Origin of the sequence: Ralstonia sp. Ralssp135 (assembly GCF_047304345.1) — a bacterium.
GTDB lineage: Bacteria > Pseudomonadota > Gammaproteobacteria > Burkholderiales > Burkholderiaceae > Ralstonia > Ralstonia chuxiongensis.
Map to the genome: position 1 here is coordinate 94,737 of NZ_JBGLYZ010000015.1, position 13,253 is coordinate 107,989.

The following is a 13,253-nucleotide window of genomic DNA, read 5'->3' on the forward strand; positions in this document are numbered from 1 at the left end:
AACAAAGTTATCCACAGGCCGTGTGGATAGCCGGGAAAACGGTCGCCGATCAGGGCGCCAAGGCACAAACCTCAAGTAATACTTGAACATTGAGCCGACCACGGCAATGGCTGTGAAGGCAAGGTGAGATGGGCAAGACGCATTTCCCAGGTGCAGGATTCGCCGCTGCATCGCAACAATCCCTTTGCAATTCAACCGTTTGCGCTCTGCATGACCACCACCCAAGTCGACGCCGCTTTCTCTGATGCCAGGGCGTCGGCCGCCATCGCGCGCGTGGTGATCGATACGCCGCTTGATGCGGTGTTCGACTACAGGTGCGGGTCGCCTGTGCTTCCCGGGCAACTTGTGGTCGTGCCGTTCGGCAATCGCCGTGTGGTGGCGTTGGTGGTCGAAACTGCCGCGACCACCGACGTGCCGCAAGAGAAGCTGCGCGATGTCGAGCGCGTGCTCGACTGGGTGCCGCCGCTCGACGGCGAATGGCGTGCCCTGGCCGAATTTGCCGCCGGCTACTACCACCGCGCACTGGGCGAGGTGACGTTGCCGGCGCTGCCGCCTCTTTGGCGGACGCCCGGGAGCTGGGACAACCTTGCGCGCCAGGCCAACGAAACCGTCTATGTGATGTTCGAACCGGCCCGGGCCGCGTTGCTGGACAGCATCCCGAAACGAGCGTCCGGCGCCATGCGCCTGGCTGAAGCGCTGACCGGCGATGGCGAGCTGTCCACCAGCGCTGCCGTCGAACTGCACGGGCAAGCCGTCGCTAAGCTGCGGGATTGGGCGACCGTCGGATGGCTGCACGCAGAACTGCGGCCGAAGGCGCTGTTGCCGCAACCGCTCGAATTGCCGGCACCGTCCGTCGCGCCTGCCCTGAACGATGAACAGGCGACCGCCGTGGCGGCCATCGCCCAAGCTGGCGCGGCCGGCACATTTAGCCCATTCCTTCTGTACGGCGTCACGGGGAGCGGCAAGACCGAGGTCTACCTGCACGCCATCGCCGACGCCCTGGCACGCGATCCTGCCGCGCAGGTGCTGATGCTGGTGCCCGAGATCAACCTGACACCGCAACTGGAAGCGCGCATCGCCGCACGTTTTCCCGGCGTGCCCATGGCGGCGCTGCACAGCGGGCTGGCCGAGCAGCCGCGTGCGCTGAACTGGCTGGCCGCCCATCGCGGCGAGGCGCGCATCGTGCTCGGCACGCGGCTGGCGATGCTGGCGTCGCTGCCCAACCTCGCGCTCATCCTCGTCGATGAAGAGCACGACACGTCGTACAAGCAGCAGGAGGGGCTGCGCTACTCCGCACGCGACCTGGCGCTATGGCGTGCCAAGCAACGTAACATCCCTGTCGTGCTGGGCTCGGCCACGCCGTCGCTGGAAACCTGGTGGCGCGCGGAGCAGACCGCCACCACGCGCCTGACGCTCTCGCAACGTGCGCAGGCTGAAGCGGTGCTGCCGAGCGTATCGCTCATCGACCTGAACCTGGAACGCCGCGCCGGGCGTGAGATTCGCGATGGGCTGTCCAAACCGCTCGTCGATGCGATTGCCGATCGCCTCGCGCGCGGCGAACAGAGCCTGCTGTTTCTCAACCGCCGCGGCTACGCGCCCGTGCTCTCGTGCGACGCGTGTGGCTGGCTCTCGGGCTGCCCGCGCTGCTCGGCGTACCTGGTGCTGCACAAGCCCGAACGGCGCCTGCGATGCCACCACTGCGGGTATGAATCCCGCATCCCGCATCACTGCCCCGACTGCGGCAACGTCGACATCGCCCCGCTGGGGCGTGGTACACAGCGCATCGAAGAGACACTCGGCGAGCTGTTTCCGCAGGCCCGCGTCGCCCGCATCGACGCCGATTCCACCCGCCGCAAGGGCAGCGCCGAGGCGCTGTTCGACACCGTGCACGAAGGCAGCGTCGACATCCTGATCGGCACGCAGATGGTCGCCAAGGGGCATGACTTTCAGCGCGTGACGCTGGTGGGCGTAGTCGCCCCCGACTCCTCACTGTTCTCGCACGACTTTCGTGCGGGGGAGCATCTCTTTGCGTCGCTGATGCAGGTGGCGGGCCGCGCGGGCCGGGCCGGGCTGGCGGGGGAAGTGCTGATTCAGACGCGGTATCCGGATGCCCCCGCGCTGCAGGCGCTGGTTCGGCACGACTACGGCGGTTTCGCGCGCCAGTTGCTGCGGGAACGCAAGCAAGCCGGGCTGCCCCCGTTTGCCTATCAGGCGCTGCTGACCACCGAGCACAAGGAAGTGGCGCGGGCGCTGGAGTTCTTGGGGGCGGCGCGTTCTGCCGGTGAAGCCTTGGCCGCTGAATTGGGCGCGCCGGTGTTTTTGCATGATCCGGTGCCGATGACGATGGTGCGGCTGGCTAACCGCGAACGCGCGCAGTTGCTGGTGGAGTCGGCTTCTCGGGCGGCTTTGCAGAAGTTCTTGTCTGCCTGGACCGAGGGGTTTGCTGGGATCGGCAAGACTGTGAAGGGGGTGCGGTGGCAGTTGGAGATTGATCCTTTGAGGATTTGAGTGCTGGTGGTCCATCCCCCTTTCGTTCCCTGCCGGGACCGACCTACTTTTCTTTGGCAAGACAAAGAAAGTGAGTCAGCCCCGGCAGGGGATGAAACAAGGGATGCACCAAAAACAAAAAAAACCAAGCCCATAAATCGACCCCAAGCATCTCCAACATCACCTGCGGTTGCACCCCAATCTACCCATTTCGAACCAAGGGGTTTCACTAGGTTGCACCTTCAAGATCGCCAGGCGTATGATCCGCCCAATTTGCCGGCCACAAGCTAGGCAATGGCAGCTCTGGATAGGAACCCACATGGCTACAACCACCCTCGGGGTCAAGCTGGACGATGCTTCGCGTGAACGCCTCAAGCGCGTTGCGCAGTCCATTGACCGCACGCCGCACTGGCTGATCAAGCAGGCGATCTTCACGTATCTGGACCAAGTGGAGCGGGGGCAGCTGCCAACTGACGCAAACGGCACGGCAGCGGATGGCCTCCCGTCCGCCGCCGCAGCCGTCTCGGACGTGCCCGAGGGTGATGAGCCCGCGGTGCAACCGTTCCTCGAATTCGCACAAAGCGTGCAACCCCAGTCGGTCTTGCGCGCTGCCATCACCGCCGCTTATCGCCGGCCGGAAACCGAAGCCATTCCGATGCTGCTGGAGCAGGCCCGTCTGCCGGGTGCGCTCGCCTCGGAAGCCAAGCAGCTCGCCCGCGATCTGGCTGGCAAGCTGCGCACGCAAAAGGTCGGCACTGGCCGCGAAGGGCTGGTGCAGGGCCTGATCCAGGAATTCTCCTTGTCGAGCCAGGAAGGCGTGGCGCTGATGTGCCTGGCCGAGGCGCTGCTGCGCATTCCCGACAAGGCCACGCGCGACGCACTCATCCGCGACAAGATCAGCAACGGCAACTGGTATTCGCATGTCGGCCAGAGCCCGTCGCTGTTTGTGAATGCCGCCACCTGGGGCCTGCTGCTCACGGGCAAGCTGGTCGCCACGCACAACGAAGCGGGGCTGTCGAAGGCGCTCACGCGCATCATCGGCAAGAGCGGCGAGCCGCTGATCCGCAAGGGCGTGGATATGGCGATGCGCTTGATGGGCGAGCAGTTCGTCACCGGCGAAACCATTTCTGAAGCGCTGGCCAACGCGCGCAAGTTCGAGGCCGAAGGCTTCCGCTACTCCTACGACATGCTCGGCGAGGCCGCGATGACGGAGGAAGACGCGCAGCGCTACCTCGCGTCGTACGAGCAGGCCATCCGCGCGATCGGCCAGGCGTCGGGCGGGCGCGGCATCTACGAAGGGCCGGGCATCTCGATCAAGCTGTCGGCGCTGCATCCGCGCTACTCGCGCGCGCAGCACGACCGCACGATCAACGAGCTGTATCCGCGTGTGAAGGCGCTGGCGATGCTGGCGCGTGAATACGACATCGGCATCAACATCGACGCGGAAGAGGCCGACCGCCTGGAGCTGTCGCTCGACCTGCTGGAGCGCCTGTGCTTTGCGCCCGAGCTGGCCGGCTGGAACGGCATCGGCTTCGTGGTGCAGGGCTACCAGAAGCGCTGCCCGTTCGTGCTCGATTACATCATCGACCTGGCTCGCCGCAGCAAACACCGTCTGATGATCCGCCTGGTGAAGGGCGCGTATTGGGACAGCGAGGTCAAGCGCGCGCAGGTCGACGGCCTGGAGGGCTACCCGGTCTATACGCGCAAGGTCTACACCGACGTGTCGTACCTGGCCTGCGCCCGTAAGCTGCTGGCCGCGCCGGAGGCGATCTTCCCGCAGTTCGCCACGCACAACGCGCACACGCTGGCGGCCATTTACCACATGGCCGGCCAGAACTATTACCCCGGCCAATACGAATTCCAGTGCCTGCATGGCATGGGCGAACCGCTGTATGAGCAGGTCGTCGGCAACAAGCCGGGCAAGCTGAACCGCCCGTGCCGCATCTACGCGCCGGTCGGCACGCACGAAACGCTGCTGGCGTACCTCGTGCGCCGACTGCTGGAAAACGGCGCCAACACCTCGTTCGTGAACCGCATTGCGGATGAGTCGATTCCTCTGGACGACCTCGTCGCCGATCCGGTGGCGGTGGTGGAAAAGATGCACGCCGATGAAGGGACGCTCGGCCTGCCGCATCCGAAGATTCCGCTGCCGCGCCACCTCTACGGTGACGTGCGCGCCAACTCGTCCGGCATCGATCTGGCGAACGAGCAGCGCCTGGCGTCGTTGTCGTCCGCCCTTCTTGCGGGCACGAGCACGGTCTGGAACGCTGAGCCGACCATCGGCGATGCGCCTTACGCTGGCGGCACGCCGCAACCGGTGCGCAATCCGTCGGACCTGCGCGACGTGGTCGGCCACGTGACGGAAGCCACCGAAGCCGACGTGGATGCCGCGCTGTCGGCCGCTGTCGCTGCCGCCCCGATCTGGCAAGCCACGCCGCCCGAGGCGCGCGCCGCGTTGCTTGATCGCGCAGCAGACCTGATGGAAGGCGAGATGCAGCACCTGATGGGGCTGATCATCCGCGAGGCGGGCAAGACGCTGTCCAACGCCATTGCCGAAGTGCGCGAGGCCGTCGATTTCCTGCGCTATTACGCGGCGCAGGTGCGCGGCGGTTTCTCGAACGACACGCATCGTCCGCTGGGCCCCGTGGTCTGTATCAGCCCGTGGAACTTCCCGCTGGCGATCTTCACTGGCCAGGTGAGCGCAGCGTTGGCCGCCGGCAACCCGGTCCTGGCCAAGCCTGCCGAGCAGACCCCGCTGATCGCCGCCCAGGCTGTGCGCATTCTGCGTGAGGCCGGCGTGCCGGCTGGCGCCGTGCAACTGCTGCCGGGCCGCGGCGAGACCGTCGGCGCCGCGCTGGTGAAGGACATGCGTACCAAGGGCGTGATGTTTACCGGCTCGACCGAAGTCGCGCGCATTCTGCAGCGCACGCTGGCCGGCCGTCTGGACGCCAACGGCGCGCCGATCCCCCTGATTGCGGAGACGGGCGGCCAGAACGCGATGATTGTGGATTCTTCCGCGCTGGCTGAGCAGGTGGTGGCGGATGTGCTGTCGTCTGCGTTTGATTCGGCAGGCCAGCGTTGCTCGGCGCTGCGCGTGCTGTGCCTGCAGGATGACGTCGCCGACCGCGTGCTCGCGATGCTCAAGGGCGGCATGGCTGAATTGGCGATGGGCAATCCGGATCGCCTCGCCACGGATGTGGGCCCGGTGATCGACGCCGAAGCGCGCGACAACATCGTCGGCCACATCGAAGCAATGCGGGCCAAGGGCCGCCGCGTGCACCAGGCGCCTGTGCCGGCCGCGTGCGCGCACGGTACCTTCGTGCCCCCGACCGTGATCGAACTCGACAGCCTGTCGGACCTGACGCGCGAGATCTTCGGTCCCGTGCTGCACGTGGTGCGCTGGAAACGCTCCGGTGACAACGCCGGCCTGACCAAGCTGATCGAGCAGATCAACGGCACGGGCTACGGCCTGACGCTGGGCATCCATACGCGTATCGACGAGACCATCGCGCACGTGGTGGATCGGGCGCACGTCGGCAACCTGTATGTGAACCGCAATATCGTCGGTGCCGTGGTGGGCGTGCAGCCGTTCGGCGGCGAAGGCCTGTCGGGCACGGGCCCGAAGGCCGGCGGGCCGCTGTATCTGCTGCGTTTGCTCTCGACGTGCCCGCAGGACGGCATGCGCACCGCGCTGCAACTGACCGCAGGTGCCGGCACGGAAATCGATACCGATGCGCGCCGCGCGCTGTTGGCGCCGTTCGACGCGCTGACGGACTGGGCACGCAAGCAAGCGCCTGAGCTGGCTTCGCTGTGCGAACGCCTGGCTGCGGCGTCGGCCACGGGCGCCACGGCCACGCTGCCGGGCCCGACGGGCGAGCGCAACACCTACACGCTGCTGCCGCGCGAAGCGGTGCTGTGCGTGGCGGCAGATCCGGCCGATTGGCTGCGCCAGCTGGCGGCTGTGCTGGCCGTGGGCAGCGTGGCCGTTGTGCAGGAAAACCCTGCCGTCGAAGCGGTACTTCGGGGCTTGCCGGCGGCAGTACAATCGCGCGTCCGCGTGGTCGGGTCGACCGACGAAGCGGCGTTTGATGCGGTGCTGCACCACGGCGATTCGGACCATCTGCGCGCCATTTGCGAAGGACTGGCACGACGTGCCGGCCCCATCGTGGGCGTGCAAGGCCTGCCGCATGGCGGGGAAGGGCTGGCGCTGGAGCGCCTGCTGATCGAGCGTTCGCTGTCGGTCAATACGGCCGCAGCGGGTGGCAACGCCAGCCTGATGACCATCGGCTGACGGGGAGCACGAGCAGGATTCGCAGCGCCATCCGCACGACGGGTGCGGATGGAGCGCGAAGCGGGAGGAGGGCGACGGTGATCCCGTCGCGCTATTGATCCAAATTGCGTTTGAACTAGGAGACGCACAAATGAAATTGAAGCAACTGTGTCTGGCGGCAGCGCTGTGCGCGCTGGGTAGCGCGGCATCGGCCCAAGAAGTCATCAAGCTGGGCTACGCCGGCCCGATGACCGGTCCTCAAGCCCAGTACGGCAAGGACATGCAGAACGGCCTGACGCTGGCGGTCGAGGAATTCAACGCCACGCATCCGAAGATCGCCGGTAAGGAAGTCAAGTTCCAGCTGATTTCGGAAGACGACCAAGCTGACCCGAAGACCGGCACCACCGTCGCACAGAAGCTTGTGGACAGCGGCATCAAGGGCATGCTGGGCCACTTCAACTCGGGTACGACCATCCCGGCCTCGCGCATCTACAACAACGCCGGCATCGCAGAAATCGCGATGGCAACGGCACCGGAATACACGAAGCAAGGCTACAAGACGACGTTCCGCATGATGACCTCCGACACCCAGCAGGGTTCGGTGGTCGGCACGTACGCCGTCAAGAAGCTGGGCTACAAGAACATCGCCATCGTTGATGACCGCACGGCTTACGGCCAAGGTCTGGCAGACGAGTTCGAGAAGGCCGCCAAGGCTGCCGGCGCCACCATCGTGCGTCGCGAGTTCACCAACGACAAGGCCAGCGACTTCAAGTCGATCCTCACGCAGATCAAGGCCAAGAAGCCTGACGCCGTGTTCTACGGCGGCGCGGAAGGCCAATCGGCTCCGCTGGTCAAGCAGATGCGCGAACTGGGCATGAAGTCCACGCTGATGTCGGGCGAAATGTCCAAGACCGACGACTTCATCAAGCTGGCTGGCGCGCAATCGGCCGAAGGCGTGGTGTGCTCGCTGGCCGGTCTGCCGCTGGAGCAGATGCCGGGCGGCGCTGGCTACAAGGCCCGCTATGAGAAGCGCTTCGGCACGCCGGTGCAGACGTACTCGCCGTACGCCTACGACGGCGCAATGGCCCTGATGCAAGCCATGGTCAAGGCCGGCTCGTCGGATCCGAGCAAGTACCTGCCGATCCTGGCTGCGACCAACATGCAAGGCGTGACCGCCAAGCACTACGCCTATGACGAGAAGGGCGACCTGAAGGACGGCGGCATTACCGTCTACAAGGTCACCGGCGGCAAGTGGGCACCGCTGGAGAGCGTCGGCGGCAAGTAATCCGACCGGCTCTCAGCCATTCGCAGTATGAAAACCGCCCTCCGGGGCGGTTTTTCTTTGCCGGCAGCCCAAGGCCCCAAACGCAGGCTTGTCGCTTTCTACATCGAAAACCATCGATCTATCGTTAAATATCGGGTAACGCGGGTCTAACGCGTGTCAGTGCTTGGCTGACTTTTCCAATCGGGTGCTTCGGGTACCATGTCGGCCATGACAGGACTTCACGATCTCTTCCCTTCGTGGCCGCCCGCACCTGGCGGTCTCTTCTGGATCGGGCTGGCGCTGGTCGGCGCGGCGTTGTGCGGCGAGTTTGCGCGCGCGGCGCTCAAGCTGCCCCGCATCGTCGGCTATGCGGCGGCGGGCCTGGCGGCCGGCGTGCTCGGCCGCCCGCTCATCGACGCCGACATGCTCGACCAGACCCACATCCTGATCGAGATGGCGCTGGCGTTGGCGCTGTTCGAACTGGGGCACCGGCTGTCATTCGAGTGGCTGCGTGCCAATCGCTGGCTCTTGCTCACCAGTGGCTTCGAGAGCCTGCTGACCTGGGGCCTGGTCACCTGGGTGCTGCAGTTGTTTGGCGTGGCGGCGCCGGTGGCGGTGGCCGCAGGCGCCATCGCGGTGGCCACGTCCCCCACGGTGCTGCTGCAACTGAAGAACGAACTGCGCGCCGAAGGCCAGGTGACGGAGCGGTTGCTCTCGTTGGGCGCGCTCAACAGCATCTACGCAAGCGTGCTGGCGCCGCTCACCGCCGGGTGGCTGCACAGCGAATACGGCCACTGGGCGGCGGCGCTGTTCCATCCGCTGTACCTGCTGGCAGGTTCCGTGCTTCTAGCCTGGGTGGTCGGCAAGGTGGGCCATGCGCTGTATCACCGCATGGCGGGTGACGATCACTACGCGTTCCTGGTGCTGGTGGGGCTGGTGCTGTTTGCGCTGGCGATGGCCAAGCTGCTCAAGCTGTCGGTGCCGCTCACGCTGCTGCTGGCGGGCGTGGTGTTCAAGCACCAGGACGATCACCCGCGTGTGTGGCCATCGCACTTCGGCAGCGCGGGCAGCATCCTGATTGTGGTGATGATCGTGTCGCTCGGTTTGCCGCTCAAGGCGTCGGACTGGGTGATCGGCGGTGTGGCGGCGGTGGCATTGGTGCTCTCGCGCTTCATCGCCAAACTGGCGGCCACGACGGCGCTGGGCTCGTTCTCGGGCCTGTCGATGCGGCAGAGCATCGCGCTGGGCCTAGCGCTCGGGCCCATGTCAGGATTGTCATGGTTGCTGATGCACGATACGGCGGCACTGTATCCACAAACCGGCGGGCCGCTTGCGGCCATCATTCTTTGCACGCTGGCGATCCAACAGATTGTTGCGCCGATCCTGACCGCGCGTTCGCTGCGCTGGGCAGGTGAGGTGCGACAAGACGAAGGGAGGCACTGAACCCCATGTCCCTCGAACCGTTCTCGAAATCCGAAGCCCTGACGTTTGGCGTCGAGCTGGAATTGCAGCTCGTCAATCGCCATGACTATGATCTCGCTTCGGCGTCGCCCGACTTGCTGCGCATGCTCAAGGGCAAGGAATACCCCGGTGACATCAAGCCGGAGATCACCGATTCGATGATCGAGATCTCCACCGGCATCTGTCACAGCCATGATGAAGCGCTCTGGCAGTTGCGCGAGATGCGCGACCGCATGGCCGACGCCGCTACGGCGCTGAACATCGGCATCTGCGGCGGCGGCACGCATCCGTTCCAGCAATGGAGCCAGCGCCAGATTTCGCAATCGCCGCGCTACCAGTACATCTCGGATCTGTACGGTTACCTCGCCAAGCAGTTCACCGTGTTCGGGCAGCACGTGCATATTGGCTGCCCGAATCCGGACGACGCGCTGTATCTGCTGCACGCCATGTCGCGCTACGTGCCGCACTTCATTGCGCTGGCCGCGTCGTCACCGTTCGTGCAGGGCGTGGATACGGGGTTTGCTTCCGCGCGCATGAACTCGGTCAGCGCCTTCCCGATGTCGGGCCGCGCGCCGTTCGTGCTGACGTGGGATGCCTTCATTGCGTACTTCGACAAGATGCACGCCACCGGCGTCATCGAAAGCATGAAGGACTTCTACTGGGACATCCGCCCCAAGCCCGAATTCGGCACGATCGAAGTCCGCGTGATGGACACCCCGCTGACCGTCGAACGCGCGGCCGCCATCGCCGCTTATATCCAGGCATTGGGCCGCTGGCTGCTGCTCGATCGCCCGTTCATGCCCGTGGAAGACGATTACCTCGTCTACACCTTCAACCGCTTCCAGGCATGCCGCTTCGGGCTGGCCGGCGAATACGTCGACCCGGCCACGGGCAACCGCGGTGCGCTGGCCGATCACATCCTGGAGACAAGCAAGGTGCTGTCGACACATGCCGAAGCGCTGTCGTCCGAAGGCGCGCTCGATATGGTGCGGGAAGTGGTGGAGGCGCGCGATGCGGATGCAGAATGGATCCGCGCGGCGCAACGTGAAACCCGCAACCTGCACGAGACTGTGCGACGCGGTTGCGGGCGGTGGACGCAACAGGCGGCAACGCAGCCCGCCTGATGCATCAAGGAACGGTCAGTCGTTGCGGACCGTTCCTGGCGCTTCAAGCCACCGCTGCATGAAGACGAGGTCGAGCCACTGGCCGTGCTTGATGGCCGCCTCGGGCATGCGGCCCACTTCCTTGAAGCCAAGCTTTTCGTGCAGGCGGATTGAACCTGCATTGGCGCCGTCGATGGCGCCCACCATCAGGTGTTTGCCCAGCGCCGCGGCGCGTTCACACAGCGCCTCAACCAGCAGGCTGCCCAGGCCCTTGCCGCGCCAGTCGCGATGAATATGCACCGAGTGCTCGACGGTGGTGCGAAAGCCTGGGTACGGCCGGAAATCCCCAAACGATGCAACGCCCGCGACTTGCCCGCCATCATCGGCCACCAGCACCGGATACCCCTGCGTGGCACGCAACGCCAGCCACGCGGTGCGGTCTTCCAGCGTGACCGGCGTTTCGGTGTAGATCGCGTTGGAGGTGGCGATCACGTCGTTGTAGATGGCGAGAATGGCTGGCAGATCGGCCTGCGTTGCGTCGCGGAGCAGCATGATGCGTGATGGGCTCAATGGGTCGGGCGCACCGCCAGAACACGGCGCGCGAAGGCCCAGCATACCAAGGCAAACACGATCAGCCCAAGCCATTGCGCCGTGCCTTCAAACGACGCGCCCACGATCGCCAGCGGCGCATCTTTGCCTGTGGCCCCGATGACGGCCGCCATCAGCACGCCCACCAGGCTTTCGCCCACAATCAGGCCCGACGCCAGCAGCACGCCGTGGCGGTTCGGTACCTCGGCATAGCGCGCGTACGGCACGCCGGCTGCCTGCGCACGCTTGGCAAGAATCTTCTCGATGATCCACGCCAGCACCGCGCCGGTCACCAGCACCGTGCTGATCGTCGGCGGCAGGTAGATGCCGATGCCCACCGCCAGCACCGGCAGCCGGGCGACACCGCCACGCTGCTTGAGCGCCCAGTCGACAGCGATCAGCAGCATGCCGATGACGATGCCCGCAATCACCATGTTCCATTCCAACTGGTGCGTGAAGATGCCGGTGGCAATGGCCGTCATGAGCGTGGCCTGCGGGGCAGAGAGTGCCTGCGCAGCGTCCATGCCGGCACGCGGCAGCGCACCCGGAAAGCCATACGCGTTGTATAGCAGCTCCAGCACCGGCGAGATGACCGCAGCACCCGCAACGCACCCGATCAACAGCGCCACCTGTTGGCGCCACGGTGTGGCACCAACCAGCCAGCCCGTCTTCAGATCCTGCAGGTTGTCATTGGAGATGGTCGCCACGGCCACCACGGCCGACGTTGTGAAGATCGCCAGCGCAATGCCCAGCTTGCTCGCTTCGGGTGAGCCCACGATGCCGTTGTCCGCGCCGATAGCCAACAGCAGCAGCGACACCAAGGTGATGGCGATGATGCCAATGCCTGAAATCGGGCTCGACGACGAACCGATCAGCCCGGCCATGTAGCCGCACGCCGCTGCCACCAGAAAGCCGAACACCACCGCAAAGATCACCGCGCAGGTGATCAGCGTCCAGCGCGAGCCGGCCGACAGCATGGTCGGCGCCAGGAACGCGGCAAACGTGATCACCAGCACCACGACCATGGCCAGTGTGACCAGCAGAATCCAGCGCGGCGCCATGTCCTGCTCGATGCGCTGCGCGCCATCGGCCTTCGGGCGCAGGCTGCCGAACGAGCGCTTCACGCCGTGCACCACCGGGCCGATCAGCGTGCCCAGCGTCCACACGGCCGCCACCGCAATCACGCCTGCACCGATAAAACGCACCTGCGTGCGCCACACATCCGTGCCGAACGCCGAGAGCGCCTTGCCCGCCGGCACTGGCGTGATGGACGTCAGATACGGCACGGCGATGCCCCAGGCGATCACCAGGCCCACCAGCATGGCCAGCCCGGCCACGAGGCCGATCAGATAGCCAGCGCCCAGCAGTGCCGTTGAAAAGCCCAGCGGCAAGCGCACCACCGCGGCACCCGCTGCGAACCACCAGCTTGCCCCTTCGCCCAGCAGGCGCAGACCACTGGTTGCAAACGCCACGATGGCCGCGACGATGCCGCCAGCAGCCAGATCGCGCATGCCAGTGGCGGCGGGCACGGCGTCAGCGTCCGAGCCATCCGACGTTTGGCCGCTGCCCACGCGCAGGATTTCCGCCGCCGCCACGCCTTCGGGATAGGGCAGGTCGCTCTGCACCACCATCGCGTGGCGCAGCGGAATCGTGAACACCACGCCGAGCATGCCGCCCGCCATGCAGACCCCAAACGTTTGCCAGAACGGGAAACCTTGCCAGTGCCCAATCATCACCAGGCCGGGCAGGATGAAGATGATGGAAGACAGCGTCCCGGCCGCAGACGCCTGCGTCTGCACCATGTTGTTCTCAAGGATGTTCGTGCCGCCGAGCATGCGCAGCACCGCCATGGAAATCACCGCTGCGGGAATCGCCGATGAAAACGTCAGGCCGACTTTCAGGCCGAGGTACACGTTTGAAGCGGTAAAAATTACGGTGATGATGGCACCGAGGATCATGCCGCGTAGCGTCAGCTCGGGCAGGGTCGCTGCCGAAATGTGCTTGGGAGGATGGAGGGATTGCATCCTGCGGGTCTCCAAAGAGGGTTCTTGTGGCGCGGATTATAGGAGTGGATGGGGGC

Annotated in this window: 7 protein-coding genes; 5 read left to right on the forward strand and 2 right to left on the reverse strand. The window is 65.5% G+C overall.

The features are described from left to right. Positions 1-210: 210 nt before the first annotated feature. The 5 genes from ACCD03_RS12815 to ACCD03_RS12835 all read left to right on the forward strand — a co-directional run bounded on the left by ACCD03_RS12815 (position 211) and on the right by ACCD03_RS12835 (position 10,606). On the forward strand, positions 211-2,508 hold the full coding sequence (locus ACCD03_RS12815; RefSeq protein ID WP_413411848.1) for a primosomal protein N': 2,298 nt from the start codon (positions 211-213) through the stop codon (positions 2,506-2,508). Positions 2,509-2,806: 298 nt separating this feature from the next. Further along, the gene (gene putA / locus ACCD03_RS12820) at positions 2,807-6,778 is read left to right on the forward strand and encodes a trifunctional transcriptional regulator/proline dehydrogenase/L-glutamate gamma-semialdehyde dehydrogenase (protein WP_413411849.1); all 3,972 of its coding nucleotides are present in this window, start codon (positions 2,807-2,809) and stop codon (positions 6,776-6,778) included. Between the two features lie 130 nt (positions 6,779-6,908). Continuing rightward, positions 6,909-8,042, forward strand: coding sequence for a branched-chain amino acid ABC transporter substrate-binding protein (locus tag ACCD03_RS12825; protein ID WP_045206831.1), 1,134 nt, complete (start codon positions 6,909-6,911; stop codon positions 8,040-8,042). Between the two features lie 198 nt (positions 8,043-8,240). Further along, a complete protein-coding gene (locus tag ACCD03_RS12830; RefSeq protein WP_253535728.1) occupies positions 8,241-9,464 on the forward strand; it encodes a cation:proton antiporter in 1,224 nt (407 codons plus the stop codon). A 5-nt stretch (positions 9,465-9,469) separates the two neighbouring features. After that, positions 9,470-10,606: a YbdK family carboxylate-amine ligase gene (locus tag ACCD03_RS12835; protein ID WP_316675785.1), complete on the forward strand. Its 1,137-nt coding sequence runs from the start codon at positions 9,470-9,472 to the stop codon at positions 10,604-10,606. 15 nt (positions 10,607-10,621) lie between these two features. Here ACCD03_RS12835 and ACCD03_RS12840 read toward each other — a convergent pair whose 3' ends face one another. Next, the gene (locus ACCD03_RS12840) at positions 10,622-11,137 is read right to left on the reverse strand and encodes a GNAT family N-acetyltransferase (protein WP_024977257.1); all 516 of its coding nucleotides are present in this window, start codon (positions 11,135-11,137) and stop codon (positions 10,622-10,624) included. A 14-nt stretch (positions 11,138-11,151) separates the two neighbouring features. Continuing rightward, entirely contained in the window at positions 11,152-13,197 is a 2,046-nt protein-coding gene (locus tag ACCD03_RS12845; RefSeq protein WP_413411850.1) for an OPT family oligopeptide transporter, read from the reverse strand. Positions 13,198-13,253: the final 56 nt, after the last annotated feature.

Excerpts from the sequence above, each read along its gene's own strand:
- ACCD03_RS12845 (WP_413411850.1), bottom strand. The coding sequence starts at position 13,197 with ATGCAATCCCTCCATCCTCCCAAGCACATTTCGGCAGCGACCCTGCCC.
- ACCD03_RS12830 (WP_253535728.1), top strand. The coding sequence starts at position 8,241 with ATGTCGGCCATGACAGGACTTCACGATCTCTTCCCTTCGTGGCCGCCC.
- ACCD03_RS12840 (WP_024977257.1), bottom strand. The coding sequence starts at position 11,137 with ATGCTGCTCCGCGACGCAACGCAGGCCGATCTGCCAGCCATTCTCGCC.
- ACCD03_RS12835 (WP_316675785.1), top strand. The coding sequence starts at position 9,470 with ATGTCCCTCGAACCGTTCTCGAAATCCGAAGCCCTGACGTTTGGCGTC.
- ACCD03_RS12825 (WP_045206831.1), top strand. The coding sequence starts at position 6,909 with ATGAAATTGAAGCAACTGTGTCTGGCGGCAGCGCTGTGCGCGCTGGGT.
- putA (WP_413411849.1), top strand. The coding sequence starts at position 2,807 with ATGGCTACAACCACCCTCGGGGTCAAGCTGGACGATGCTTCGCGTGAA.
- ACCD03_RS12815 (WP_413411848.1), top strand. The coding sequence starts at position 211 with ATGACCACCACCCAAGTCGACGCCGCTTTCTCTGATGCCAGGGCGTCG.